A 25,418-nucleotide genomic window follows, 5' to 3' on the forward strand; every position below is an offset into this window, starting at 1 on the left:
ACTGGGGCGCATGCGCAACGCGATCACGGACGTTCCGGGGATCCGGGTCGGCCACGCCCAGCGCGTCGGGGCCGGCTGGCTGAGCGGCGTGACGGTCGTGCTGCCTCCGGCCGAGGGGGCGGTCGGCGGGGTGGACGTGCGCGGGGGCGGGCCCGGCACCCGCGAGACCGACCTGCTCGACCCGCGCAACCTCGTCGAGCGGGTGCACGCGATCGTGCTGACCGGTGGCTCCGCGCTCGGGCTCGGTGCCGCGGACGGAGTGGCCCGGGCGCTCCACGCGCAGGGAGTCGGCTACCCGGTGGCGCGCGCTCCCGGGGCGGTCGTGCCGATCGTGCCGGCCGCCGTGGTGTTCGACCTCGGCCGGGGGGGTGACTTCTCGACGTTCCCGGACGCTGCGCTGGGTCGCGAGGCGCTGGCGGCGGCCGACCTCGAGGTCGGTGAGGGCACCGTGGGCGCCGGCACCGGCACCCGCGTCGGCGGGCTCAAGGGAGGGGTGGGGTCGGCGTCGACCAGGCTCCCCGACGGTACGACGGTCGGGGCGCTCGCCGTGGTCAACGCGGTCGGCTCCGCGGTGGACCTCGCGAGCGGTGAGCTGCTCGCGGCCCGGCACTGCGTCCCCGGCGACCTCCCCGACGGACTGCGCCGCCCCGACGTCCGGGACCTCGACGCTGCCCGGCAACGGGCCGCGGAGGAGCCCGAGCCGCAGCCGCCGCTGGCCACCACGCTGGCCGTCGTCGCCACCGACGCCACCCTCACCAAGGCGCAGTGCCAGAAGGTCAGCGGGATCGGGCACGACGGTCTCTCGCGGGCGATCAACCCCGTCCACACGATGTACGACGGCGACACCGTCTTCACGCTCGCGACCGGGGCCGGGCCGACCCCCGATCCGGCGGCCTTCCACCTGCTCCTCGTGGCCGCGGCCGACTGCGTCACGCGGGCGGTCGCCCGCGGGGTGCTCGCCGCCGCCTCGGCCGGCGGGATGCGGAGCTACCGCGAGGTGTTCCCGACCGCGCTCGGCTGACCGGTCAGGGGGCGTGCGCGGCCAGCCGTGCGGCCTGCCGGGTCAGGTGGTGCCGCTCGGCCTCCGACGTCGCCTGCCCCGCGGCCTCGGCGTAGAGCGTCCGGGCGACCGCCAGGTCCCCGGCGCGCTCGTGCAGCCAGGCCGCCACCGCCGTCCGCCGCGGCACCGACGCTGGGACCAGCTCGAGGGCGCGCAGCCCGGCGAGCGGCCCGTCGGCCTCCCCCACGGCGACCGCACGGTTGAGGGCCACCACGGGGCTGTCGGTGAGGCGGAGCAGCTCGTCGTACCACTCGAGGACCTGGGTCCAGTCGGTCTCCCCGGTCGAGGGGGCGTCGCAGTGGAGGGCGGCGATGGCGGCCTGGGCCTGGTACTCGCCCAGCCGGTCGCGGGCCAGTGCGGCCTGCAGCACCTCGACTCCCTCCGCCACCAGGGCGGTGTCCCACAGCGACCGGTCCTGCTCGGCCAGCGGCACCAGCGAGCCGTCCTCGGCCCACCGTGCCGCGCGCCGCGCGTGGTGGAGCAGCATCAGCGCGAGCAGCCCGGACACCTCGGGCTCGTCGGAGGAGGCCGCGAGCTGCCGGGTGAGCCGGACCGCCTCCGCAGCCAGGTCGACCTCGCCGCCGTAGCCCTCGTTGAAGATCAGGTAGAGCACCTTCAGCACGTCGCGCAGGTCGCCCGGCCGGTCGAGCCGGTGCTCGCCGACGGTCCGCTTCGCCCGGCTGATCCGTTGCGCCATCGTCGCCTCGGGCACGAGGTACGCCTCGGCGACCTGGCGGGTCGTGAGGCCCCCGACCGCCCGCAGCGTGAGCGCGACCGCCGAGGCCGGGGTGAGCGAGGGGTGGCTGCACAGGAACAGCAGCAGCAGGGTGTCGTCGCCCTGCTCGGAAGGCCCTGGAGCAGGCTCCTCCACCACCCGTTCCTCGCGGGCCCGGCGGGCGGAGTCGGAGCGGACGGTGTCGAGGAACTTGCGCCACGCCACCGTCACCAGCCAGCCGAACGGGTCCTCGGGCGGGTCGTCCGACCACCGGCGTACGGCCTCGAGGAGCGCCTCCTGGACGGCGTCCTCGGCCGCCGCGAAGTCTGCTCCGCGGCGGACGAGGACACCCAGGACCAGGGGACCGAGCTCCCGCAACTGCTCGTTCACTCGGTGACGGTCGGAGGCGCCTCGAGGAACGCGCGCACCTCGATCCACTCCCGGATCGGACGCCCTCCGGGGCCCGGGGCCGAGGACAGGAACGCCGCGGCCTCGTGGGCCCGCTCCTCGGAGTCGACGTCGATCACCATCCAGCCGGCGACGAGGTCCTTCGTCTCCGCGAAGGGACCGTCGGTGACCGGCGGCCTTCCCTCGCCGTCGAAGCGGACGAACGTGCCGTCGGGCGACAGCGCCTGGCCCTCCACGAACTCCCCGCGCTCGCGGAGGGTGTCGGCGACGTGGTCCATGAAGCCCATGTGCGCCGAGATCTCCTCGGGCGTCCACCGGTCCATCGGCACGTCACCGTCGGGCATCCGCTGCGGACCGCCGCGGTAGTGCTTGAGCAGCAGGTACTTGGCCATGGTTCTCTCCTTCGGTCCGTCGCCGACGAGCTCGGCGATCACACCCCGGGGACGGAGCCGAGGCCGGGTTCTCGACATCGCTGCCGACACTTTCTCACCAGGTCGTGGTCTGGCCGGGCTCCAGTCGCACCAGCCGGTCGAGCAGCCCCCGGTCGGACAGCTCCTGCTCGAACCGCCGGCCGGTGTCGACGTGCCACTGCGGCGTCCCGCCGCGGAGGTCCTCGGGGCTGAAGGTGCCCCAGTGGATCGGCAGCACGCGGGCGGCCCGGACCAGCGAGACCGCCTCGGCGGCGCGGGCCTCGTCGAGGTGCCCGGGGCCGAGGGTGCGCCACCAGCCCGAGATCGGCAGCGTGGTGAGGTCGACCGGCCCGATCTCCGCCATCGCCGGGTAGAGGTCGGTGTCGCCGGCGAACCACAGCCGCCGACCGCCGTGCTCGACCACGAAACCGACCGGTGGCGCCTCGCGGGAGTCGACCCGGCTGCGACGGGCGGAGTGCTCGGCGTGCGTCACCTGCAGGCGTACGCCCGCGACCTCGAGCACCTGCCCCGCCTCCACCTCCACGACGTGCTCGAGCCCGGTCCCGGCCACGAAGGGGGCTGCGCCGCGGGGCACCACGACGACCGCCTCGGGCGAGACGGCGGCCAGCCTGCGGAGCGACCGGCGGTGCAGGTGGTCGGCATGGGCGTGCGAGACGAGCACCACGTCGGTGCGCAGCACGTCCGGGTCGACCGGCGCCGTACGCCGGCGCAGGTGGGCCAGCCGGGTGGTGAGCACCGGGTCGGTGAGCAGCCGGACGGCTCCTGCCCGGACGAGCACGGTGGCGTGCCCGACCCAGGTGACCTCAGCCGCCATGGCCGGCCGGCTCCCGGGCAGCCCGACGCGCCTGCCAGTCGCCCCACGCCTCGCGGAACGGCCGGGGCGTGGGGTCCACCGGCGGGCGGGTGTCACGCCCCCGGTCGAACATGGTCGCCAGCAGCGACAGCAGCACGACGAGGAAGGCCGAGTCCTCCTCGGGCAGGCCGCCGCTGAGCAGCCACTCGGGCAGCAGCGCCAGCAGCAGCACGTTGACCAGCAGCACCACCCCGAACTCCCGCATCGTGGTGCTCCAGCCCTCCCCACGGCGGTGCTGCCACAGCTCGGTGACCAGCGTGTTGAGCAGCACCAGCAGGGCGACGGTCACGGCGAGCCGGGCGTTGTTGACCGTCAGCTCCGGCACCATGTGGGCGAGCACCACGCCGGCGAGGGTGAGGAACGCCAGCTTCTCCAGCAGGATCCCGTCGACCAGCTTCTCGTGGCGCAGGCCGAGCTGGGGTCGCCGCGGGAGGTGCCGGTCCACGGCCAGGGTGAAGTCCCAGTCGGGGTCGCGCGCCTGGCGGACCACCTTCACCGCGGCGATCCCGACGACGAGGAAGAACGCGGCCATGACCCCCCACAGGCCGGGGTTCGCGTCCAGCGCGTCGCTGAGGTCGAGCTTGAGGACGTGGATCCACATCTCCTGGGGCACCTTGACGAAGACGGTGATCCCGACCGCCATGCCGACGACCGTCAGCACCGCGAGCCGCTCGGGGTTCCACCGGGTGCGGATCGTCTCGTAGGCGATGAAGAAGTACTCGAAGGCGTTGGGGAAGAGCAGCAGCACGAAGCGCCACTGGGTGAGCTCGAAGATCACCACGCCGATCAGCCGCCAGAAGAACAGGAACCGGCTGACCCGGAACGCCCGCTCGTCGCGCCAGTTGGTCATCGTCGAGATGAACGCGAAGCCGAGGTAGTAGACGTCGAGCGACTTGTCGTAGGACTGGTACCACGTCAGGTCGCCCCCGATCGTCGCCTGGAAGATCGTCTGGTCGACGGCGTCCGCCACCAGGCAGACCAGGATGGCGGGGAGCGGGAACTTGAGGATGAACAGCGGGGCGATGAAGCGCACGGCAACCACGGCGATCACCACGAAGGCGTCCATGGAGGGATGATGCACCCGCTCCGGGGCCCGCGCTACGTCGATGTCCGAGAACCGGGCGGACAACTCGGTGTCGGGGACGGCCGGCGACACCCTAGGGTCGGCGCGTGACCGAACGACACGTCGACGCCATCGCTGACCAGTACGTCGAGGACTTCGCCCGCCTCGACCCCGTCGCCGCCACCTTCATCGGGGTGGACGGCCACGACGACCGGCTCACCGACCTCTCACCCGCCGGCTTCGCCGCCCGCGAGGAGCTCGCGCGCAAGGCGCTTGCCGACGCGACCGCCGCGACGCCGGTCGACGAGCGCGAGGCCGTGGCCCGCGAGGCCTTCCTCGAACGGGTCGGGCTCGAGGTCGAGATGGCCGAGGCCGGGCTGGTGCGCAGCCAGCTGACGGTCATCGCGAGCGAGCTGCACGCGGTCCGGCAGGTCTTCGACCTGATGCCCACCGAGGGCGAGCAGGCGTGGCGCAACATCGACGCCCGGCTCGCCGCGGTGCCCGAGGCCCTCGCCGGGCTGCGGACCACGTTGGCCGAGGAGGCCGAGCGGGGCAACGTCTCCGCCGTCCGCCAGTACCAGGCCGTGGTCGGCCAGATCGAGAGCTGGACCGGCCGCAGCGGCGACGGCGGGCCGGTGTTCGCCGGCCTGGTCGCGGGATGTGAGGTCGACGGGATGCGTCCTGCCCTGGAGCAGCACGCCTCCGCCGCGACCGAGGCCCTCGACGGCTTCGGCCGGTTCGTCCAGGAGGAGCTGGTGCCGCGAGGACGTCACCAGGACGCGTGCGGCCGCGAGCAGTACGAGCTGGCCTCGCGCTACTTCCTCGGGGCCGCGGTCGACCTGGACGAGACGTACGCCTGGGGCTGGCAGGAGCTCAAGCGGCTCTCCGACGACATGGCCGCGACCGCGGACCGGGTGCTGCCCGGCGCGTCGTACGCCGAGGCGGTGGCCCACCTCGAGGGCGACGCCTCGCGCCGGATCGAGGGCCGCGAGGCGTTCCGCGACTGGATGCAGGAGCTGGCCGACCGGACCGTCGCCGAGCTCGCCGACGTCCACTTCGACATCCCCGGACCGGTCCGTCGGATCGAGTGCATGCTCGCCCCCACCAACGACGGCGGCATCTACTACACCGGTCCGTCGGAGGACTTCAGCCGCCCCGGCCGGATGTGGTGGTCGGTGCCCGACGGGATCGACTCGTTCTCCCCGTGGCGCGAGGTGACCACCGTCTTCCACGAGGGCGTGCCCGGCCACCACCTGCAGATCGGCCAGACCGCCTACCGCAGCGAGGTCCTCAACCGCTGGCAGCGGTTGATGTGCTGGTGCAGCGGCCACGGCGAGGGCTGGGCGCTCTACGCCGAGCGGCTGATGGACGAGCTCGGCCACCTCGACGACCCCGCGGACCGGCTCGGCATGCTCGACGCGCAGAGCTTCCGCGCGGCCCGGGTCATCGTGGACATCGGGATGCACCTCGAGCTGGAGATCCCCGAGGACAACCCGTTCGGCTTCCACCCGGGCGAGACGTGGACCCCCGACCTCGGCTTCGAGTTCATGCGCGAGCACTGCGCGATGGAGGAGGCCTTCATCCGGTTCGAGGTCAACCGCTACCTCGGCTGGCCGGGCCAGGCGCCGTCCTACAAGGTCGGCGAGCGGATCTGGCTCGACGCCCGGGCGCAGGCGCAGGCGCGCGCCGGCGACGGCTTCGACCTCAAGACCTTCCACCGGCAGGCGCTCGACCTGGGCTGCCTGGGACTGGACCCGCTGCAGAAGGCGCTGGCGCGGCTGTGACCACGCTGGTCCTCGCCTCCCAGTCCCCCGCCCGCCTGCAGACCCTGCGCAACGCCGGGATCGACCCTGTCGTCATCGTCTCGGGCGTCGACGAGTCGCAGGTCTCCGGCCTCGCCCCCGCCGAGCTGGCGCTGCAGCTCGCCGAGCTCAAGTGTGCGGCGGTCGCGACCCGCGACGACCTGCCCGCCGGCTCCCTGGTGCTCGGGTGCGACTCGGTGCTCGAGCTGGGCGGGGAGGCGCTCGGGAAGCCCGAGGACGCCACGGACGCCGTACGCCGGTGGCAGGCGATGCGCTCCCGCTCCGGCGTGCTCCACACCGGCCACGCGCTGCGCGACTCGGCGAACGGGCACGTCGCGGCCGCGACCGCCTCGACGACCGTCCACTTCGCCGACCTGTCCGACGGGGAGATCGATGCCTACGTCGCGACCGGGGAACCCCTCCACGTCGCCGGGGCCTTCACCGTCGACGGCCTCGGGGGTGCGTTCGTCACCGGCATCGAGGGCGACCACCACAACGTGGTCGGCCTCAGCCTTCCGCTGCTGCGCGACATGGTGGCGGAGCTGGGTCACGCGTGGACCGATCTCTGGGCCCGGCCGACTAGCTGACCGACTCAGCCTCGGCCCGGTCACGCCGCGGGAACACGTACTGGCGGAACAGCACGAAGCGCGCCGCGTTCGCGAGCAGCAGCCCGATCACGTTGGCGGAGACGTTGTCCGAGAGCGGGTCGTCGAGGCCCAGCCCGTTGCGGCTGAGCCACAGGCAGGTGATCGGGATCGTCATCGTGGCGAGGTTGATGACGATGAAGGCGATGACGCCACCGTCGGCGTGACGCGCCGAGCGCTCCCGGAAGGCCCACTGCTTGGTGCCCTTGAAGCTGATCACCATGCCGGTCACGTTGGCGATGACGTAGGCGAGCTCCGGCTGCTCGTTGAGGGGGGCGAAGTCGCCGGCGCTGAACCCGTGGACCAGCAGGTTGAACAGCACGATGGCGACGATCGTGGCGAGCAGCCCCACCGCCAGGAAACGGCCCACCTCACCGGCGAGCCGCTGCCCCCTCACTCCCATGGCTCAAGGCTAGACGAGGCTGTCCACCGAGATCCGGATCAGGCGTCGAAGGCGACGACCAGGCGGGCGATCGTCCCGTCCCGCCAGGTGAAGCGCATGGTGCCGGTGCCTCCCGCGCGCCACACGAAGCGGGCCACGTCGACGTCGCCGTCGGTCTCGACGCCGAGGAGGTCCATGGTGTCGGTCGGCGGCTGCGCGTCGTACGCCGCCGCGATCGCGGCGCGACCCACGAACGGGCCGGCGGGCACCCCGACGAAGTCGAGGACCGCGTCCTCGGCGAACCGGGTCGCGAAGCTCGCCCAGTCGCCCGAGGCCACCGCCTCGTCGAAGGCGGCGACGTGGTGGGCGACCCGGCCCCGGCCTGCGGTCACTCGACCGGCAGCCCGAGCCCGCGGGCGATCAGCATCCGCTGCACCTCGCTGGTGCCCTCGCCGATCTCGAGCACCTTGGCATCACGGTAGAAGCGGACGACGGGGTACTCCTCCATGAAGCCGTAGCCGCCGAACACCTGCGTCGCGATCCGGGTGGCGGTGACCGCCGACTCGGTGGCGTAGAGCTTGGCGACGGCCGCGGCCTGCTTGAAGTCCGACGTCCTGACCTTGTGGCCGGCGTCCATGGCGTCCTTCATCGCCGCTGCCTTGTAGGTCAGCAGCCGGGAGGCGTCGAGCATCACCTGGAGGTCGCTGATCTGGAAGGCCAGGCCCTGCTTCCGGCCGATCGGCCCGCCGAAGGTCTGTCGCTCGCCGGCGTACTGCAGCGAGAGGTCGAGGCAGGCCTGGATGCAGCCGACGGCGAGCGCGGCGATGGCGACCCGGCCGTCGTCGAGGGTGGCGAGGAACTGGGCGTAGCCGCGGCCGCGGTCACCGAGCAGGTGCGACTCGGGCACCCGGCAGTCCTCGAAGGACAACGGGTGGGTGTCGGAGGCGTGCCAGCCGAGCTTGTCGTAGGCCTTCTCGGCGGTGAAGCCGGCAGTGCCCGACGGCACGATGATCGCGGAGATCTCCGGCCGCCCGTCCGCGCGCTCTCCGGTGCGTGCCGTGACGGTCACGCAGGAGGTGATCTCGGAACCTGAGTTGGTGATGAACTGCTTGGCGCCGTTGACGACCCACTCGCCGCCGTCGAGCACGGCCCTGGTCCGGGTCGCGCCGGCGTCCGAGCCGGCGCCCGGCTCGGTGAGCCCGAAGCCGGCCAGCTTCTCGCCGCTCACGAGGTCGGGCAGCCAGGTCTGCTTCTGCTCGTCCGTGCCGTAGGTGAGGATCGGGTTGATGCCGAGCCCGACCGCGGCCTCGAGCGTGATGCCCATCGACTGGTCGACGCGACCGATCTCCTCGATCGCCAGGCACAGGCTGGTGAAGCCGCCGTCCTCGCCGGCCAGCCCGGAGCCGCCGTACTCCTCGGGGGCGGTGAGGCCCATCAGCCCGAGCTGGCCCATCTTCTGCACGACGTCGGTCGGGAAGTGGTGCTCGCGGTCCCAGGCGGCGGCGTGGGGCGCGATCTCCTTCTCGGCGAAGTCGCGAACGGTACGGCGGAACTGCTCGTGCTCGGGGGACAACTCGAAGCTCATGCACGGATGCTACCGCTTCAGGTTAGCGATTGTTAACCTGCGCGGCCGCCCGGGAGGCCGAGGCCCGAGGCCGCTCTCCGATCCGTACCCACGAGCGGTAAGGTCAGCCTGCCCTAAGTACCTTCGGAAGGACGTCCCGTGAAGAAGCGCGCCCTCGCCGTGGCCCTCGGCCTCGCCACCGCCGCCCCCCTGCTCGGCGGTTGCGGCCTGCTGGGGGGACCCGACCTCGTCATCTACAACGCCCAGCACGAGGAGCTGATGACCGAGATCGTGCCGCTGTTCGAGGAGCAGACCGGCCTCGACGTCGAGCTCCGCAACGGCAAGGACCTCGAGCTCGCCAACCAGCTGGTCGCCGAGGGCGAGGACTCCCCCGCCGACGTCTTCCTGACCGAGAACTCACCCGCGATGAGCATCGTCGACAACGCCGGCCTCTTCACCGGCGTCTCCGAGGACGCGCTCGCGCCCATCCCGGAGCAGTACGTCCCCAGCTCGCAGAACTGGACCGGCATCCTGGCCCGCTCCACCGTCGTCATGTTCAACACCGACCAGGCGACCGCGGCGGACATGCCGGCCTCGATCCTGGAGTTCGCCGAGCCGGAGTGGAAGGACCGGATCTCCTTCTCGCCCACCGGCGCCGACTTCCAGGCGATCGTGAGCGCGGTGCTGGAGTCCGAGGGCGAGGAGGCCACCGCCGCCTGGCTCGAGGGCCTGGCCGAGAACGGCCTGGAGCTGGAGAACAACCTCGTCGTCATGCAGAGCGTCGACGCCGGCGAGGTCGAGGCCGGGATCGCCTACCACTACTACTGGTACCGCGACCAGCAGGAGTCCGGGACCGACTCCGACTCCTCCGAGCTCTACTTCATCGGCGACCAGGATCCGGGCGCCTTCGTCAGCATCTCCGGCGCCGGTGTCCTCGCCAGCAGCGAGCAGCAGGAGAACGCCCAGCGCTTCGTGGAGTTCCTCACCAGCACCGAGGGACAGCAGGCGATGGCCGACTCCTACGCCCTGGAGTACCCCCTCAACCCCGAGGCCACCCTCGACCCCGCCGTCAAGCCGTTCGACGAGCTCGAGCCTCCGGAGATCGACCCCGCGACGCTCAACGGCCCCAAGGTCACCGAGCTCATGACCGAGGCAGGTCTGCTCTGACACTGCTCGCACCCGGTGACGGGACCTCGACGGGACGTGCCGACGGCGCGTCGCGTCGGCCTGCCCCGGCCCTGCTGCTGACGGCCGGGGCCGCGGTCGCGCTGCTGGCGGTGATCCCGCTCGGCTTCGTCGGCGTCTACACCGTCCTCATCGGGCCGGCCGAGGCCTGGGAGCTGATCGCCCGGCCACGCGTGGGGCTGCTGCTCTGGAACACCGTGCGGCTGGCGCTCGGCGCGATGCTGCTCTCGGCGGTCCTCGGCGTCGGGCTGGCGTTCCTGGTCGAGCGCACCGACGTCCCCGGCAAGCGGCTCTGGCACGGCCTGCTCGTCGCCCCGCTGGCGATCCCCGCCTTCGTCAACAGCTATGCCTGGGTCTCCCTGGACCGCTCGGTGATGGGGTACGGCGGCGCTCTGCTGGTCATCACGCTCTCCTACTACCCCCTGGTCTACCTCCCGGTGGTCGCCTCGCTCCGTGGCCTCGACCCGGCGCTCGAGGAGACGGCCTGGTCGCTGGGCCAGGACCGGTGGCGCTCGTTCCGCACCGTGGTCCTGCCGCAGCTGCGCCCCGCACTGCTCGGCGGCATGCTGCTGGTCGGCCTCCACCTGCTCGCCGAGTTCGGGGCCCTGCAGCTGCTGCGCTTCCCGACCTTCACGACCGCCATCTACGACCTCTACGGCTCGACCTTCAACGGTGCGGCGGCCAACATGATCGCCGGCGTCCTCGTCCTCTGCTGCCTGCTGCTGCTCCTCGCCGAGCTCAAGCTGCGCGGACCGGCCCGGCTGGCGCGGGTCGGCGGCGGCACCGCCCGGGCGGCGGTGCCCGTACGGCTCGGGGCCGCGCGGCTGCCGGCCCTCGCCGGCCTCGCCACGCTCGTGGCGCTGTCCGTGGGGGTGCCGACGTACGCCCTGGTGCACTGGCTGCGGGTGGGCTCGTCGACGGAGTTCCCGCTGGCCGAGCTGGCCGAGGCCGCCGGCTCGACGATCGCCCTGGCCGGCGCGGGTGCCGTGGTGACGACCGTGCTCGCGCTCCCGGTCGCCTGGCTCGCGGTCCGCCACCGCGGCGCGCTGTCGACGATCATCGAGCGGAGCACGTACGTCGCCAACGCGCTGCCCGGCATCGTGGTGGCGCTGGCGCTGATCACGGTCAGCCTGCGCCTGGCGCCCGGGATCTACCAGACCGCCCTCCTCCTGCTCCTGGCGTACGCCGTCCTCTTCCTCCCCCGCGCGGTCGTCTCGGTCCGCGCCGGCCTGGAGCAGGCGCCGCTGGTGCTCGACGACGTCGCCCGCAGCCTGGGCCTCGGGCCGATCCAGACCGCCCGCCGGGTCACGCTGCCGGTGATCGCGCCGAGCCTGGGCGCCGGGGCCGCGCTGGTGTTCCTGGCGATCGCCACCGAGCTGACCGCGACGCTGATGCTCTCGCCGATCGGCACCGACACCCTGGCGACGAGCTTCTGGTCGGCCTCCTCCGACCTGCGCTACGGCGCGGCCGCCCCCTACGCGCTGCTGCTCGTGCTGATCTCCGTCCCTGCGACCGTGCTGTTGATGCGGCAGGAGAGGATGGTGCCGTGAGCACGGTGTCGGTGCGTGGAGTGCACCACGCCTTCGGTGAGGTCCGGGCGGTCGACGGCGTCGACCTGGTGGTTCCCCAGGGATCGCTGACCGCCGTCCTCGGCCCGTCCGGTTGCGGCAAGACGACGCTGCTGCGGCTGATCGCCGGGTTCCTGCAGCCCCAGTCCGGGACCATCGCCTTCGACGACCGGGTGGTCGCCGGGGAGGGCCGGTCGGTGCCGCCGCAGGAGCGGCGGGTCGGCTACGTCCCCCAGGAGGGCGCGCTCTTCCCCCACCTCGACGTCGCGGCCAACATCGGCTTCGGGCTGCCGCGGGCCGAGCGCCGCTCGGACCGCATCACCGAGATGCTCGACCTGGTCGAGCTGCCGGCGGCGTACGCCTCACGGGGGCCGCACGAGCTCTCGGGCGGCCAGCAGCAGCGGGTCGCGCTGGCCCGCGCGCTGGCGCCACGACCGAGCGTGGTGCTGCTCGACGAGCCGTTCTCCTCCCTCGACGCCTCGCTGCGCGCGAGCACCGGCCGGGCCGTCGCGCGGGCGCTGCACGCTGCCGACGCGACCGCGGTCCTGGTGACCCACGACCAGGACGAGGCGCTGTCGCTGGCCGACCAGGTCGCCGTGATGCGCAGCGGCCGGCTGGTGCAGGCCGCCCGACCTCGCGAGCTCTACCGTTCCCCGGGCGACGCCGACGTCGCGCGCTTCGTCGGCGGGGCCGCCATCCTGCCCGCGACCGTGGCCGGAGACGTCGCGACCTTCGCGCTCGGGAGGGCACCCGTGCACGGCCACGTGGCCGACGGCCCGACCCAGGTGGTCGTGCGCCCCGAGCAGGTCGCGATCGGCGACGGCGGCCACGACGCGCGGGTCGACGAGGTCTCGTTCTACGGCCACGACGCCGCCGTACGCCTCGACCTGCTGCCGGACGGCCCGACCCTCGTGGCCCGGGTGCCGGGGCTGCTCGCCCCCGAACCGGGCAGCGAGGTGGCGGTCCGGGTGACCGGCGAGGTGCACTGCCTGCCGGCCTGACCAGACCCCGATTGTGTCAGGTAAGGCTTCCCTAATACGCTGCTGCGGTGACGCTGCTGCAGCATCCCCGCGAGGTGTGGGCACCCCGGGTGCTCGACCTCGCCTCCCACGGGGAGAAGGTCGCGGTCCAGACGGCCTCCGGCCGGGTGACGTACGCCGACCTCGCCCGTCGTGTCGACGACGCCGCCGCGCTGCTCGGCGCGACCCGCCGGCTCGTGCTCGTCGAGGGCAGCAACACCCTGGACAGCCTGGTCTCCTACCTCGCAGCGCTCACCCACGGCCACGTCGTGCTGCTGGCGCCGCCGGGCCACCCCTCGTCCCAGCTGGTCGAGGCGTGGGACCCCGACGTCGTCGTCGGCGAGGGCGGTCTCGTCGAGCGCCACGACCGGCCACGTCACGACCTGCACCCCGACCTGGCGCTGCTGCTGAGCACCTCCGGGTCGACCGGGTCCCCCAAGCTGGTACGGCTCTCCCACGACAACCTCCGCAGCAACGCGACCAGCATCGCGACGTACCTCGGGCTCACCCCGCAGGACCGCGCCGTCACCTCGCTGCCGATGCACTACTGCTACGGCCTCTCGGTCGTGCACAGCCACCTGCTGACCGGCGCCGGACTGGTGCTGACCGACCTCTCGGTCGTCGACGAGTGCTTCTGGAGGCTCGCGCGCGAGGCCGGCGCGACGTCCTTCGCCGGTGTCCCCTACACCTTCGAGCAGCTCGAGCACGCCGGCCTCGACGAGGAGCGGCTGCCGACGCTGCGCTACGTCACGCAGGCCGGCGGGCGGCTCCCACCCGACCGGGTCCGCGCCTGGGCCGAGCGGGGCCGGCGGGCCGGCTGGGAGCTGGTCGTGATGTACGGGCAGACCGAGGCGACCGCCCGGATGGCGTGGTTGCCCCCCGAGCTGGCCACCGAGCGCCCGGAGAGCATCGGCCGGCCGGTCCCGGGCGGGTCGTTCCGCATCGACCCGGTGCCGGAGGCGACCGACCCCGGGGTCGGCGAGCTCGTCTACACCGGCCCCAACGTGATGATGGGGTACGCCGTCGCGCCGGCCGACCTGGCCCGCGGCCCGGAGCTGTCCGAGCTCCGCACCGGCGACCTCGCCCGCGAGGTCGACGGCCTCGTGGAGGTGGTCGGCCGCCGCGGGCGGCACGCCAAGCTCTTCGGGCTGCGGCTGGACCTCGACCACCTCGAGCGGCTCGTCGGCGACGACCTCGAGGTGCGGTGCGTGGTCGTCGACGAGGCGTTCCACGCCTTCCACACCCGGCGCCGCGGCTCCGACCGGGTGCGCGCCGCCCTCGCGGAGGCCAGCGGGCTGCCGGCCAGCGCGATCCGGGTCACCACCCTCGACGCCCTCCCCCGCACCGCCAGCGGCAAGCCGGACCTGACCGCCCTGGCCGAGCAGGCGCGGCTGGTCGACGCGGACGCCGAGCCCGACGACGACGAGGTCTCCCCCGAGGCGGTCCGCCGCGACTACGCCCTGGTCCTGGGCCGGCCCGACGCCACGACCAGCGACAGCTTCACCGGGCTCGGCGGCGACTCGCTGTCCTACGTCGAGCTGGCCACCCGGCTCGGTCGCCGGCTGGGCGACGCCCCGCCCGACTGGCACCTGCGCACCGTGGACGAGCTCGTCACCTCGTCACGCCCGCGCCCCGGCGTACGCCTCGACACCAGCGTGGTGCTGCGGGTGACGGCGATCCTCGCCATCGTCGGCACCCACGCCAACCTGTTCACGGTCGTCGGCGGCGCCCACCTGCTGCTCGCCGTCGCCGGCCACAACTTCGCCCGCTTCCAGCTCGCCGCCCCCACCCGGGAGCGGCGGCTGCGCCACGGGCTGGCCTCCCTCGCCCAGCTGGTGCTGCCGGCGTCGCTGTGGATCGGGGCGGTGGGGCTGGTCGCCGGCACGTACGGCCCCGCGACGACGTTCTTCCTCAACGGCCTGCTCGGCAGCGACGAGTGGACGAAGCAGTGGCAGTTCTGGTTCCTGGAGTCGCTGGTCTGGGTCACGGTCGGGGCGCTGGCGCTGGTCGCGGTCCCCGCCCTCGACCGGCTCGAGCGGCGCTCGCCGTACGCGGTCGCGATCGGGCTGGTGCTCTCCGCGCTGGCCGTCCGCTTCGCGTGGGTCGGGCTGCATGCCGGCGCGACGGAGCGCTACACGGTCGGCGTGGTCGCGTGGTGGTTCCTGCTCGGCTGGGCCGCCACCCGGGCGGACTCGCCCGCCCGGAGGTGGCTGGTCGTGGCGCTGGCCGCGGTCGGGACCTTCGGATTCTTCGGCGACCCGGTCCGCGAGGCGCTGATCGTCGGCGGGATCGCGCTGCTGGTGCTGGCGCCGACCGTCCGGGTGCCGCGCCGGCTGGTCGGCCCGGTGTCGGTCGTCGCCTCGTCCTCGCTGTTCGTCTACCTGACCCACTGGCAGGTCTACCCCCACCTCGAGGACGTCTTCCCGCTGGGCGCGACCGTGTCCTCGTTCGCGGTCGGCACCACCGTCTGGTGGGCCTGCCGCCCGGCGCTGCGCCGCGTCGGCCGCCTGCTCAACCCGTGACCCGCGGGCGCCTGGGCATGGGCGCGACCGACCTCACACGGACCGGGGGCGCATGAGCGATACGCTGCCCTGCGTGCCTGAGACGACTCCGCTGAAGAAGGTCCTCATCGCCAACCGCGGCGAGATCGCGGTCCGCGTCATCCGAGCCTGCAAGGACAGCGGCATCGGGAGCGTGGCGGTCTATGCCGAGCCCGACCGGGAGGCGCTCTTCGTACGCCTCGCCGACGAGGCGCACAGCCTCGGTGGGGCGACGCCGGCCGACTCCTACCTCGACATCGCGAAGATCATCGCCGTCGCGGAGAAGTCCGGGGCCGACTCGATCCACCCGGGCTACGGCTTCCTCGCCGAGAACGCCGAGTTCGCGCAGGCGGTCCTCGACGCCGGACTCATCTGGATCGGGCCGCCGCCGAGCGCGATCGAGAGCCTCGGCGACAAGGTGAAGGCGCGCCACATCGCCGAGAAGGTCGGCGCCCCGCTCGCCCCGGGCACCAAGGACCCGCTCGCGGACGCCGACGAGGCCGTCGCCTTCGCGGAGGAGAACGGGCTGCCGATCGCCATCAAGGCCGCCTTCGGCGGCGGTGGGCGCGGCCTCAAGGTCGCCCGGGAGATGAAGGAGGTCGCCGACGCCTTCGAGTCCGCGGTGCGCGAGGCGGTCACGGCGTTCGGCCGCGGCGAGTGCTTCGTGGAGAAGTTCCTCGACCAGCCGCGCCACGTCGAGACCCAGTGCCTGGCCGACCAGCACGGCAACGTCGTCGTCGTCTCGACCCGCGACTGCTCGCTGCAGCGTCGCCACCAGAAGCTCGTCGAGGAGGCTCCCGCGCCGTTCCTCACCGACGACCAGGTGACCCGCCTCTACGACTCGTCCAAGGCGATCCTGCGCGAGGCCGGCTACGTCGGTGCCGGCACCTGCGAGTTCCTGGTGGCCAAGGACGGCACCATCTCCTTCCTCGAGGTCAACACCCGGCTCCAGGTCGAGCACTGCGTCTCCGAGGAGGTCACGGGGATCGACCTGGTCCGCGAGATGTTCCGGATCGCCGCCGGCGAGGAGCTCGGCTACGACGACCCCGAGGTCCGCGGGCACTCGATCGAGTACCGCATCAACGCCGAGGACGGCGGCCGCAACTTCATGCCCGCCCCGGGCACCCTCTCCGCCTGGAGCCCGCCCCACGGCCCCGGCATCCGGCTCGACGGCGGCTACGAGAACGGCGAGACCGTCCCGGGCTCCTTCGACTCCCTCATCGCCAAGCTGATCGTCACCGGCCGCGACCGCACCCAGGCGCTGGAGCGCTCCCGTCGCGCGCTCGACGAGTTCGTCGTCGACGGCATGCCGACGGTGATCCCGTTCCACCGCGCGGTCGTCGACGACCCGGCGTACGTCGGCGCCTCGACTCCCTCGGGCGAGGGCGAGTTCACCGTCTACACCACCTGGATCGAGACCGACTTCGACAACCAGCTCGAGCCGTACAGCGGCGACGCGGCCGAGGCCGAGGAGCAGGCGGAGCGGCAGCGGGTGACCGTGGAGGTCGGGGGCAAGCGGATCGAGGTCGTGCTCCCGGGCGGCCTCGGCGGCCTGGCCTCGTCCGGTGGCGGCGGCTCGAAGAAGCCCAAGCGTGCCGGCGGCAAGGCGTCCGGCGCGGCCGCGTCCGGTGACGCCGTGACCAGCCCGATGCAGGGCACCATCGTCAAGATCGTCGTCGAGGAGGGCCAGGAGGTCGCCGAGGGCGACACGGTCGTGGTCCTGGAGGCGATGAAGATGGAGCAGCCGCTCAAGGCCCACAAGGCCGGCACCGTCACCGGCCTGCAGGCCGAGGTGGGTGCCACCGTCACCAGCGGTGCGGTGATCTGCGAGCTCAAGGACTGAGTCGCGTCGCCGCGCTCCGGGGCGCTGCCTCACTGGGAGCCGGCCTGGTCGCCGGCTGGTTGACGGGCCCGTTCGCCCTGCTCGCCCTCTTCACCCTCGACGGGTTCGGCACGGATGCGAGCGTCCTCGGCGCGCTCGGCTACGGACTGATCTGCCTGGCGCTCCCGGTCGTGGCCCTGCTGCTCACCCAGTGGCTCGCGCCACGGCTGTTCGGGTGGGCGCTGGCCTGCTACGTCGCGGGCGTGGTCACGGGCCTGGTGGTGCTCGGTGTCCTCGCCTGACCGGGCGGCTCGCCTCCCGCCCCCGTAGGCTCGGAGCATGGCGACGACGCAGGACGAGGGGCCCGTTCTCCAGGAGCCCTCGGAGCGGGTGAGCCCGCGGGCGCGGGTGATGTGGGCCGTCACGGCCTTCGCCAACAGCGTCTTCCTGCTGGGCGTCTACCTGCTCGTCGGCTACGCCTGGGACTTCGTGCCGCTCAACGTGTGGCTGGCGCTCGGGCTGGCCGCCGTGCTGCTCGCCTACACGGTGGTGATGCCGCTGTTCCGCTACGCCGTGCACCGCTGGGAGGTCACCGACACCGCGGTCTACACGCAGACCGGCTGGCTGACCATCGAGCGCCGGATCGCGCCGATGTCGCGGATCCAGACGGTCGACTACGAAGAAGGTCTGCTCAGCCGGCTCTTCGGGCTGGCCTCGGTCACGGTGACCACGGCCTCTGCCGCCGGCCCGCTGGTGATCACCGCCCTGGACAAGGCGCGGGCGCGCGAGCTGATCGAGGTGCTGACCAGGCGGGCCGACGTGGTCCCCGGGGACGCCACGTGACCGAGCCGGTCGCCCCGCCGCCCGAGGACGCACCCGCCGCGCCGGCGTACGCCGAACCGGACTGGCAGCGGCTCGACCCGCGGATGCTGCTGGTCCACCCCGTGTCGGAGCTGATCAAGTTCCTGCCGGTGGTGATCGGCCTGTTCGTGGCCAGCCGCGCGACGGGGAGGGGGCTCGGCCTCCAGCTGCTCGCCGTCGTGGTCCCGATCGCCATCGGGCTCGTGCGCTACTGGACGACGCGCTACCGGATCACCGCCGACCGGATCGAGCTGGAGCACGGGCTGCTCAGCCGGCACGCGGTCGCCACCCCTCTCGACCGGGTGCGGACGGTCGACCTGACCGCCTCCCCCATCCACCGGCTGCTCAGCCTGACGACCGTCAGGATCGGCACCGGCTCGTCGGCCGAGGAGGGCCTCGACCTCGACGGCCTACCCGCCGACCGGGCCCGGGACCTGCGGGCTCGGCTGCTCCACTCGATCGCTCCGGCCGCGGAACACGCCCCCGACCCCGTGACGGCCGTGGGCGAGCGCGTGGTGGCCCGCTTCGAGCCCCGCTGGCTGGGCTACGCGCCGTTCACCTCGGCCGGGCTCGTGCTGGTCGCCGGTGTCATCGGTGTCGGCAGCCAGGTCGTCGACGGGCTGGGGCTGCTCGAGGGCCTGGACCCGGCGTCGCTGGGAGACCAGGCCGTACGGCTGGGGGCGCTGGTGGCGATCCCCGTCGCGATCCTCGGGGCGCTGGTGCTGGCCGCGGCCTTCTCGGTCGTCGGCTACCTGCTGACCAACGGCAACTTCGCCCTCAGCCACACCACGCCCGACGGCTCCTGGCACGTGCGTCGCGGCCTGCTGACGACCCGGGAGACCAGTGTCGACGCCGACCGGCTCCGCGGCGCCAGCATCGGCGAGCCGCTCGGGCTGCGGATGGCGGGCGGTGCACGGCTCTCGGCCATCGTCACCGGCCTCGACCGCTCCCAGAGCGGGAGCGAGGCGCTGCTGCCGCCGACCCCCCGCTCCCTGGTCGACCGGGTCGCGGCCGACGTGATCGGTACGTCGACGCCGGTGCACGCAACGCTGAGCGCCCACGGGCCCCGTGCGCGGTCGCGCCGCTACCTCCGGGCGCTGGTGCCGAGCCTCGTGGTCGCCGGCGGCCTGGTCGCCGCGGCGGTGGTGCTCGACGGCTGGACCTGGCTGCTGGGCCCGGCGATCGTCATCCCGCTCCTCGGGCTAGGCCTGGGGCACGACCGCGCCCGCGCGCTCGGCCACGGCCTGGTCGAGGGCTGGCTGGTGGCCCGCTCCGGCAGCCTGACCCGGAGCCGCGAGCTGCTCGCCGACGACGCGATCATCGGCTGGAACCTCCGGCAGACCTGGTTCCAGCGCCGCGCCGGCCTCGCCACCCTGGTCGCCACCACCGCGGGCGGTTCGCAGTCGGTGACCGTGCTCGACGTCCCGGCGTCCGACGGCGTCGCCCTGGCCGATGCCGCCGTTCCCGGGCTGGTCTCGCAGTTCCTGGTGGACGCTCCGCGCTGAGCGCGCCCCCTTCCGTCAGGAGACGCCCGTCCCGACCCGCTCCGCGAAGAGCCCCTCCCCGCGGAAGACCAGCTCGGCGAAGCGGGCGCCCATCGACCGGTGGGTGGCAGCGTCCGGGTGCAGCTCGTCGGGCAGCGGGAGCGACGCGGCGTCGCGCTCGCCGTAGAGCTCTCGCCCGTCGAGGTAGCCGAGGTGCGGGTCATCGGCTGCGCGCTGCGCGACGACCCGCGCGAGCTCGTCGCGGACGGTCGTCATGGTCAGCTTGCCGGCGGCCACGTCGGCCGGGTCGCCGGTGGCGACGAACCGAAGCCGTCCCTCGGCCATCGCAGCCATGTCGGGCGCGCTCGGACCCGGGGTGTGCTCGTGGATCGGGCACAGGATGGGTGAGACGACGAGCAGCGGCGTGTCCGGGTGCCCCTCGCGGATCGTGTCGAGGAACCCGTGGACGGCCGCACCGAAGGCCCGCATCCGCATCTGGTCGGAGTTGACCAGGTTGATGCCGATCTTGACGCTCACCAGGTCAGCGGGGGTGTCGCGCATGGTGCGGGCGGTGAAGGGGTCGAGCAGTGCGCTGCCCCCGAGCCCCAGGTTGACCAGCTCGACGCCGGCGTCGGCCGCGGCCAGGGCCGGCCAGGTGGTGCTCGGGCTCTCCGCGTTGGAGCCGTGGCTGATCGAGCTGCCGTGGTGGAGCCAGCGCGGCCGCCCAGCACAGTCCGAGGTACGCACCGGCGCGTCGGTCCGCAGCGCCACCAGCTCGGTGGTCTCGTCGTGCGGCAGCCAGATCTCGACCTCCTTGTCCCGGGCCGGCAGCCCCGCGAAGCGCAGCGTCCCCGAGGGGCCGGACCGCCGCTCGGCCGCCCCGGTCACCAGGTCGAGGTGGACGGTGTCGCCGCCGGCGACGCTGCCGCGGTCGGTCAGCCGACCATCGACCAGCAGGTCGTAGACCCCGTCGGGGCGGGGCGGGGCGCCGGCGTAGACCCGCTTGGTCGGCACCGTCTCGAGCTCCACCGCGGTTGCCCGCGTGCGGAAGGCGAGGCGTACGCCGGAGGGCTGCGACTGCGCCATCGCGAACTGGCCGTCGTCGCACTGGGCGCGTGCCCAGGCGGGCAGCCGGTGCGGAAGCACTCCGCGGGAGGTCACCTCCAGCTCGGCCGCGCCACGGACGATCCCGTTCGTCAGGGCGGTGGTCTCCCACGCGTGCCCGGTCATCGCCCGGCCCGCTCGACGGGCCAGCTCCGCAGCAGGCTGTCCAGGGCCGCCAGGATCCGGGTCCAGGACTCCTGCGAGTCCGGCTCGGAGTGGCTGAAGCCCCCGCCCTGCTCGAGACCGACGTAGCCGTAGAAGAGGCTGCCCAGGAGCCGGACGGCGTGGGTCTGGTCGTCCCCGCCCAGGTCGTAGCCGCGCAGCACGGCCCGCGTCATCTCCGCGACCCGCGGGCCGGCGCTGGCGGCCGCCTCCTCCGGGGAGAGCCGCAGCCGCGCGGCGGCGTAGCGGCCCGGGTGGGCGAGTGCGTAGTCGCGGTAGGCGTCGGCGTACGCCGTCAGCGCCTCCCGTCCGGACCGTCCGGCGACGGCGACCCCTACCCGGTCGGCGATCTCCTCGAGGGCCAGCAGGGCGATGCCCGCGCGCAGCTCGTGCGAGCTCGCCACGTGGGCGTAGAGGCTCGGCACCTTGACGTCGAAGTGTCGCGCCAGGACCGAGAGGGTCACCTGCTCGAAGCCGACCTCGTCGGCCAGCTCCGCCCCCGTCTCGACCAGACGTCGCTTCGTCAGTCCTGCCCGTGCCATCCCGCGCCCCTGGTTCGTCCCGCTTGCCTACATCCATTATGCAGATCCCTAGTGTTTGTAGGTAATCGCCGTCCGTCGCACCAGGTGAGAGGGCCCGAGCAGTCCCGGCCGGAGCCACTAGCCTCGTCCGCATGTTCTCCAAGGTGCTCGTGGCCAACCGGGGCGAGATCGCGATCCGGGCGTTCCGTGCCGCCTACGAGCTCGGTGCACGCACGGTCGCGGTGTTCCCGCACGAGGACCGCGGCTCCGAGCACCGGCTGAAGGCCGACGAGGCGTACGAGATCGGCGAGCGCGGCCACCCGGTGCGCGCCTACCTCGACCCCGAGGGCATCGTGGAGACCGCCCTCCGCGCCGGCGCCGACGCGATCTACCCCGGCTACGGCTTCCTCTCGGAGAACCCCGCGCTGGCCGAGGCCTGCGCCAACGCCGGCATCACGTTCGTGGGTCCCACGTCCGAGGTGCTGACCCTGACCGGCAACAAGGCGCGGGCCATCGCCGCGGCCAAGGCCGCCGGCGTCCCGACCCTGGCGAGCGTCGACCCGTCGACCGACGCCGACGCGCTCGTCGAGGCGGCCTCGGCGCTGCCCTACCCGCTCTTCGTCAAGGCGGTCGCCGGCGGTGGTGGCCGCGGGATGAGGAGGGTCGACGACCCTGCCAGGCTGCGGGACGCGGTCGAGGCGTGCATGCGCGAGGCGGACGGCGCCTTCGGCGACCCGACCGTCTTCATCGAGCAGGCCGTGGTCGACCCACGCCACATCGAGGTGCAGATCCTCGCCGACGCCGAGGGCAACGTGATCCACCTCTTCGAGCGCGACTGCTCGGTCCAGCGTCGCCACCAGAAGGTCGTCGAGCTGGCCCCCGCCCCCAACCTCGACCCGGCGCTCCGCGACCGGATGTGCGCCGACGCCGTCCGGTTCGCGCGCGAGATCGGCTACCGCAACGCAGGGACGGTCGAGTTCCTGCTGGACCCCGAGGGCACCTACGTCTTCATCGAGATGAACCCGCGGATCCAGGTCGAGCACACGGTGACCGAGGAGGTCACCGACGTCGACCTCGTCCAGAGCCAGCTGCGGATCGCCTCGGGCGAGACCCTGGCCGACCTCGGCCTGTCCCAGGACACCGTGCAGCTGCGGGGCGCCGCCCTGCAGTGCCGGATCACCACCGAGGACCCCGCCAACGACTTCCGCCCCGACACCGGCCGGATCACGACGTACCGCTCCCCCGGCGGCGCCGGCGTCCGCCTCGACGGTGGCACGACCTACACCGGGGCCGAGGTGTCGGCCCACTTCGACTCGATGCTCGCCAAGCTCACCTGCCGCGGGCGCACCTTCGACATCGCGGCGGCGCGGGCGCGGCGGGCGGTGGCGGAGTTCCGGATCCGGGGCGTCTCCACCAACATCGCGTTCCTGCAGGCCGTGCTGGACGACCCCGACTTCCGGGCCGGCAGGGTCACCACGTCCTTCATCGAGACCCACCCGCAGCTGCTGACCGCGCGCGGGGCGGGCGACCGGGGCACCAAGCTGCTCAGCTACCTCGCCGACGTCACCGTGAACCAGCCCCACGGGAGCGCCCCGGTCGACCTCGACCCCGTCACCAAGCTCCCGCCGACCGACCTGCGCGTGCCGGCCCCCGACGGCACCCGGCAGCTGCTGCTCGAGGTCGGGCCCGAGGAGCTCGCCCGCCGGCTGCGCGCGCAGACCGAGGTCGCGGTCACGGACACGACCTTCCGAGACGCCCACCAGTCGCTGCTCGCGACCCGCGTCCGCACCCGCGACCTGGTCGCCGTCGCCGGGCACGTCGCCCGGATGACGCCGCAGCTGTGGTCGCTGGAGACCTGGGGCGGTGCGACCTACGACGTGGCGCTGCGCTTCCTGGGCGAGGACCCGTGGGAGCGGCTGGCCGCGATGCGGCAGGCGGCACCCAACCTGTGCCTGCAGATGCTGCTGCGAGGGCGCAACACGGTCGGCTACACGCCGTACCCGACGGAGGTGACGCAGGCGTTCGTCGAGGAGGCTGCCGAGACCGGGATCGACGTGTTCCGGATCTTCGACGCGCTCAACGACGTCGAGCAGATGCGGCCCGCCGTCGAGGCCGTCCGCGCCACCGGCTCCACCGTCGCCGAGGTCGCCCTCTGCTACACCGGCGACCTCTCCGACCCGCGCGAGGAGCTCTACACGCTCGACTACTACCTCCGGCTGGCCGAGCGGATCGTCGACGCCGGCGCCCACGTCCTCGCGATCAAGGACATGGCCGGGCTGCTGCGCGCCCCGGCCGCCCGGACGCTGGTCACCGCCCTCCGCGAGAACTTCGACCTGCCCGTGCACCTGCACACCCACGACACCCCCGGCGGCCAGCTCGCGACGCTGGTCGCCGCGATCGAGGCCGGGGTCGACGCGGTCGACGCGGCCAGTGCCCCGATGGCCGGAACCACCTCGCAGCCCGCGCTGTCGGCGCTGGTCTCCGCGACCGACCACAGCGACCGCGAGACCGGGCTGTCGCTGGAGGCGCTCTGCGAGCTGGAGCCCTACTGGGAGGCGGTCCGCCGGGTCTACGCGCCCTTCGAGTCGGGGCTGCCGTCGCCGACCGGGCGGGTCTACACCCACGAGATTCCCGGCGGTCAGCTGTCGAACCTGCGCCAGCAGGCGATCGCGCTCGGCCTCGGGGAGAAGTTCGAGCAGATCGAGGACATGTACGCCGCCGCCAACGACATCCTCGGCAACGTGGTCAAGGTGACCCCGTCGTCCAAGGTCGTCGGCGACCTGGCCCTCCACCTGGTCGCGGTCGGTGCGGACCCGGCGGAGTTCGCCGAGAACCCCGGGAAGTTCGACATCCCCGGCTCGGTGATCGGCTTCCTCCACGGCGAGTTGGGCGACCCGCCCGGCGGCTGGCCGGAGCCGTTCCGGAGCAAGGCGCTCGAGGGCCGCAGCTGGGAGCCGTCGACCGGGGAGGTGTCCGAGTCGGACCGCGCTGACCTGTCGGGCGGGCCGGCCTCACGCCGTCGTACGCTCAACCGGCTGCTGTTCCCGGCGCCCACCCGGGAGTTCGAGGAGTCCCGCCAGCGCTACGGCGACGTCTCGGTGCTGCCGACGCGTGACTACCTCTACGGGTTGCGGGCCGGCGACGAGCACAGCGTCGACATCGAGGAGGGCAAGCGCGTCCTCTTCGGGCTCGAGGCGATCGGCGAGCCCGACGAGCGCGGCTTCCGGACCGTGATGGCCACCCTCAACGGCCAGCTGCGCCCGATCGCGATCCGCGACCAGTCCGTCGCCGCCGAGGAGGGTGCCGCCGAGAAGGCCGACACCTCCAGGCCCGGACAGGTCGCCGCCCCCTTCCAGGGGGCGGTGACCGTGGTCGTGGCCGAGGGTGACACCGTCGAGGCCGGCGCCACCGTGGCGACGATCGAGGCGATGAAGATGGAGGCCGCGATCACCGCGCCCAGCGCCGGGACCGTGGAGCGGCTCGTCGTCTCCGGCACCAGGCCGGTCGAGGGCGGCGACCTGCTGCTGGTGATCGGCTGACCGCTGCCCCCGGGACGCCCTCAGGCGCTGCTGCGCGCGATGACGACGGCGCCCGGGACGTCGTCGTCGGGCCGGAGGAGCAGCTCGGCCTCGATGCCGAAGCCCGCGTCGCGGAGCCACCCCGTCACCTGGTCCGGCTGCCGGTGGTGGCTGTCCACGTCGACCGGACGACCCGTGTAGCCCTCGGACGTGTGTCGCGTCTCGTCACCGACGTGGAAGCCGACCAGCACCGGCCCGTCCGGGTGCAGCACGCGACGGAACTCCTCGAACACACCGGGCACGGCGTGGTCGGGAACGTGGATGACCGACCAGAACGCCACGATGCCGGCGACCGAGCCGTCCGCCAGGTCGAGCGCGGTCATCGTCCCGACCTCGAAGCGCAGGTGCGGGTGGTCGCGCCGCGCGATGGCGATCATCCCCGGCGAGAGGTCGAGGCCGAACGCGTCCAGTCCGAGGTCGTGCAGGTGGCGGGTCACGTACCCGGGGCCACAGCCGATGTCGGCCACGGGCCCGCCTCCGGACCCGCGCACCAGATCGGCGAACACCGCCAGGCTCGCGCGGAGGTAGGGACTCCGTTCGAGCAGGCCGGCGACCTGGTCGGCGTACCCGGAGGCGTCGGTGTCGTACGACGAACGGGTGTCGGACAGCCAGGCCTCCGCCATGCGCGACAGGGTAGCCGGATCTGGACTGC

The 25,418-nt window shown here is 73.3% G+C and carries 22 protein-coding genes; 12 read left to right on the forward strand and 10 right to left on the reverse strand.

The window, feature by feature from the left end; translation table 11 throughout:
• Positions 1–10: 10 nt before the first annotated feature.
• Entirely contained in the window at positions 11–1,021 is a 1,011-nt protein-coding gene (locus EXE57_RS06760) for a P1 family peptidase (protein ID WP_208542991.1), read from the forward strand.
• Positions 1,022–1,025: 4 nt separating this feature from the next.
• On the opposite strand, the gene EXE57_RS06765 is transcribed toward EXE57_RS06760, so the two are convergent.
• From EXE57_RS06765 to EXE57_RS06780, 4 genes are all read right to left on the reverse strand, one after another.
• A complete protein-coding gene (locus EXE57_RS06765) occupies positions 1,026–2,165 on the reverse strand; it encodes an RNA polymerase sigma factor (RefSeq protein ID WP_135075435.1) in 1,140 nt (379 codons plus the stop codon).
• Positions 2,162–2,575 carry a YciI family protein gene (locus EXE57_RS06770; RefSeq protein WP_135075438.1) on the reverse strand — a complete coding sequence of 138 codons (414 nt, stop codon included), beginning with the start codon at positions 2,573–2,575 and terminating at the stop codon, positions 2,162–2,164. Before EXE57_RS06770 ends, EXE57_RS06765 begins: the two co-directional genes overlap by 4 nt.
• A 94-nt stretch (positions 2,576–2,669) precedes the next feature.
• On the reverse strand, positions 2,670–3,428 hold the full coding sequence (locus EXE57_RS06775) for an MBL fold metallo-hydrolase (RefSeq protein ID WP_135075441.1): 759 nt from the start codon (positions 3,426–3,428) through the stop codon (positions 2,670–2,672).
• Positions 3,418–4,533, reverse strand: coding sequence for a hypothetical protein (locus EXE57_RS06780; RefSeq protein WP_135075444.1), 1,116 nt, complete (start codon positions 4,531–4,533; stop codon positions 3,418–3,420). The genes EXE57_RS06775 and EXE57_RS06780 overlap by 11 nt, the downstream gene beginning before the upstream one ends.
• A gap of 104 nt (positions 4,534–4,637) precedes the next feature.
• Here EXE57_RS06780 and EXE57_RS06785 point away from each other — a divergent pair, with 104 nt between their 5' ends.
• Together EXE57_RS06785 and EXE57_RS06790 are read left to right on the forward strand one after the other, a co-directional pair.
• Complete coding sequence (locus EXE57_RS06785; protein WP_135075448.1) at positions 4,638–6,314, forward strand: DUF885 domain-containing protein; 1,677 nt, start codon at positions 4,638–4,640, stop codon at positions 6,312–6,314.
• Positions 6,311–6,919, forward strand: a complete 609-nt coding sequence (locus EXE57_RS06790) for a Maf family protein (RefSeq protein WP_135075451.1) — start codon at positions 6,311–6,313, stop codon at positions 6,917–6,919. Before EXE57_RS06785 ends, EXE57_RS06790 begins: the two co-directional genes overlap by 4 nt.
• Here EXE57_RS06790 and EXE57_RS06795 read toward each other — a convergent pair.
• From EXE57_RS06795 to EXE57_RS06805, 3 genes are read right to left on the reverse strand one after another with little or no spacing between them, the layout of a single operon-like run.
• Complete coding sequence (locus tag EXE57_RS06795) at positions 6,912–7,379, reverse strand: GtrA family protein (protein WP_135075454.1); 468 nt, start codon at positions 7,377–7,379, stop codon at positions 6,912–6,914. The genes EXE57_RS06790 and EXE57_RS06795 overlap by 8 nt on opposite strands.
• A 38-nt stretch (positions 7,380–7,417) precedes the next feature.
• Positions 7,418–7,750: a nuclear transport factor 2 family protein gene (locus tag EXE57_RS06800; protein ID WP_135075457.1), complete on the reverse strand. Its 333-nt coding sequence runs from the start codon at positions 7,748–7,750 to the stop codon at positions 7,418–7,420.
• Positions 7,747–8,943 (reverse strand): acyl-CoA dehydrogenase family protein, encoded by a 1,197-nt coding sequence (locus tag EXE57_RS06805; RefSeq protein ID WP_135075460.1) that lies wholly within the window; start codon positions 8,941–8,943, stop codon positions 7,747–7,749. Before EXE57_RS06805 ends, EXE57_RS06800 begins: the two co-directional genes overlap by 4 nt.
• Positions 8,944–9,081: 138 nt before the next feature.
• Between EXE57_RS06805 and EXE57_RS06810 the strand changes: the two genes are divergently transcribed.
• From EXE57_RS06810 to EXE57_RS06845, 8 genes are all read left to right on the forward strand, one after another.
• Positions 9,082–10,089, forward strand: coding sequence for an extracellular solute-binding protein (locus tag EXE57_RS06810; RefSeq protein WP_135075463.1), 1,008 nt, complete (start codon positions 9,082–9,084; stop codon positions 10,087–10,089).
• Between the two features lie 110 nt (positions 10,090–10,199).
• Complete coding sequence (locus EXE57_RS06815; protein ID WP_244247034.1) at positions 10,200–11,657, forward strand: ABC transporter permease; 1,458 nt, start codon at positions 10,200–10,202, stop codon at positions 11,655–11,657.
• On the forward strand, positions 11,654–12,676 hold the full coding sequence (locus EXE57_RS06820; protein ID WP_135075466.1) for an ABC transporter ATP-binding protein: 1,023 nt from the start codon (positions 11,654–11,656) through the stop codon (positions 12,674–12,676). The genes EXE57_RS06815 and EXE57_RS06820 overlap by 4 nt, the downstream gene beginning before the upstream one ends.
• Positions 12,677–12,723: 47 nt before the next feature.
• Positions 12,724–15,216 (forward strand): AMP-binding protein, encoded by a 2,493-nt coding sequence (locus tag EXE57_RS06825; RefSeq protein WP_135075469.1) that lies wholly within the window; start codon positions 12,724–12,726, stop codon positions 15,214–15,216.
• A 52-nt stretch (positions 15,217–15,268) separates the two neighbouring features.
• Positions 15,269–17,077 (forward strand): acetyl/propionyl/methylcrotonyl-CoA carboxylase subunit alpha, encoded by a 1,809-nt coding sequence (locus tag EXE57_RS06830; RefSeq protein ID WP_425271704.1) that lies wholly within the window; start codon positions 15,269–15,271, stop codon positions 17,075–17,077.
• Positions 17,078–17,136: 59 nt separating this feature from the next.
• Positions 17,137–17,358: a hypothetical protein gene (locus EXE57_RS06835; protein WP_135075472.1), complete on the forward strand. Its 222-nt coding sequence runs from the start codon at positions 17,137–17,139 to the stop codon at positions 17,356–17,358.
• A gap of 37 nt (positions 17,359–17,395) precedes the next feature.
• Positions 17,396–17,899 (forward strand): PH domain-containing protein, encoded by a 504-nt coding sequence (locus tag EXE57_RS06840; RefSeq protein WP_135075475.1) that lies wholly within the window; start codon positions 17,396–17,398, stop codon positions 17,897–17,899.
• Complete coding sequence (locus tag EXE57_RS06845; protein ID WP_135075478.1) at positions 17,896–19,422, forward strand: PH domain-containing protein; 1,527 nt, start codon at positions 17,896–17,898, stop codon at positions 19,420–19,422. Before EXE57_RS06840 ends, EXE57_RS06845 begins: the two co-directional genes overlap by 4 nt.
• Positions 19,423–19,437: 15 nt before the next feature.
• On the opposite strand, the gene EXE57_RS06850 is transcribed toward EXE57_RS06845, so the two are convergent.
• Together EXE57_RS06850 and EXE57_RS06855 are read right to left on the reverse strand one after the other, a co-directional pair.
• Complete coding sequence (locus EXE57_RS06850; protein WP_135075480.1) at positions 19,438–20,631, reverse strand: GDSL-type esterase/lipase family protein; 1,194 nt, start codon at positions 20,629–20,631, stop codon at positions 19,438–19,440.
• Positions 20,628–21,209 (reverse strand): TetR/AcrR family transcriptional regulator, encoded by a 582-nt coding sequence (locus EXE57_RS06855; RefSeq protein ID WP_135075484.1) that lies wholly within the window; start codon positions 21,207–21,209, stop codon positions 20,628–20,630. The genes EXE57_RS06850 and EXE57_RS06855 overlap by 4 nt, the downstream gene beginning before the upstream one ends.
• A gap of 131 nt (positions 21,210–21,340) precedes the next feature.
• Here EXE57_RS06855 and EXE57_RS06860 point away from each other — a divergent pair, with 131 nt between their 5' ends.
• Positions 21,341–24,727, forward strand: coding sequence for a pyruvate carboxylase (locus tag EXE57_RS06860; RefSeq protein WP_135075487.1), 3,387 nt, complete (start codon positions 21,341–21,343; stop codon positions 24,725–24,727).
• Between the two features lie 20 nt (positions 24,728–24,747).
• Here the strand turns inward: EXE57_RS06860 and EXE57_RS06865 are convergent, their stop codons facing one another.
• Positions 24,748–25,389, reverse strand: coding sequence for a class I SAM-dependent methyltransferase (locus tag EXE57_RS06865; RefSeq protein ID WP_135075490.1), 642 nt, complete (start codon positions 25,387–25,389; stop codon positions 24,748–24,750).
• Positions 25,390–25,418 lie beyond the last annotated feature (29 nt).

The sequence above is a fragment of the Nocardioides euryhalodurans genome, assembly GCF_004564375.1.
Classification (GTDB): Bacteria; Actinomycetota; Actinomycetes; order Propionibacteriales; family Nocardioidaceae; genus Nocardioides; species Nocardioides euryhalodurans.

Bases quoted from the DNA above. Each gene is read 5' to 3' on its own strand.
- EXE57_RS06760 (WP_208542991.1), top strand. From the start codon at position 11: ATGCGCAACGCGATCACGGACGTTCCGGGGATCCGGGTCGGCCACGCC.
- EXE57_RS06770 (WP_135075438.1), bottom strand. From the start codon at position 2,575: ATGGCCAAGTACCTGCTGCTCAAGCACTACCGCGGCGGTCCGCAGCGG.
- EXE57_RS06775 (WP_135075441.1), bottom strand. From the start codon at position 3,428: ATGGCGGCTGAGGTCACCTGGGTCGGGCACGCCACCGTGCTCGTCCGG.
- EXE57_RS06780 (WP_135075444.1), bottom strand. From the start codon at position 4,533: ATGGACGCCTTCGTGGTGATCGCCGTGGTTGCCGTGCGCTTCATCGCC.
- EXE57_RS06795 (WP_135075454.1), bottom strand. From the start codon at position 7,379: ATGGGAGTGAGGGGGCAGCGGCTCGCCGGTGAGGTGGGCCGTTTCCTG.
- EXE57_RS06805 (WP_135075460.1), bottom strand. From the start codon at position 8,943: ATGAGCTTCGAGTTGTCCCCCGAGCACGAGCAGTTCCGCCGTACCGTT.
- EXE57_RS06830 (WP_425271704.1), top strand. From the start codon at position 15,269: ATGAGCGATACGCTGCCCTGCGTGCCTGAGACGACTCCGCTGAAGAAG.
- EXE57_RS06840 (WP_135075475.1), top strand. From the start codon at position 17,396: ATGGCGACGACGCAGGACGAGGGGCCCGTTCTCCAGGAGCCCTCGGAG.
- EXE57_RS06850 (WP_135075480.1), bottom strand. From the start codon at position 20,631: ATGACCGGGCACGCGTGGGAGACCACCGCCCTGACGAACGGGATCGTC.
- EXE57_RS06855 (WP_135075484.1), bottom strand. From the start codon at position 21,209: ATGGCACGGGCAGGACTGACGAAGCGACGTCTGGTCGAGACGGGGGCG.
- EXE57_RS06860 (WP_135075487.1), top strand. From the start codon at position 21,341: ATGTTCTCCAAGGTGCTCGTGGCCAACCGGGGCGAGATCGCGATCCGG.
- EXE57_RS06865 (WP_135075490.1), bottom strand. From the start codon at position 25,389: ATGGCGGAGGCCTGGCTGTCCGACACCCGTTCGTCGTACGACACCGAC.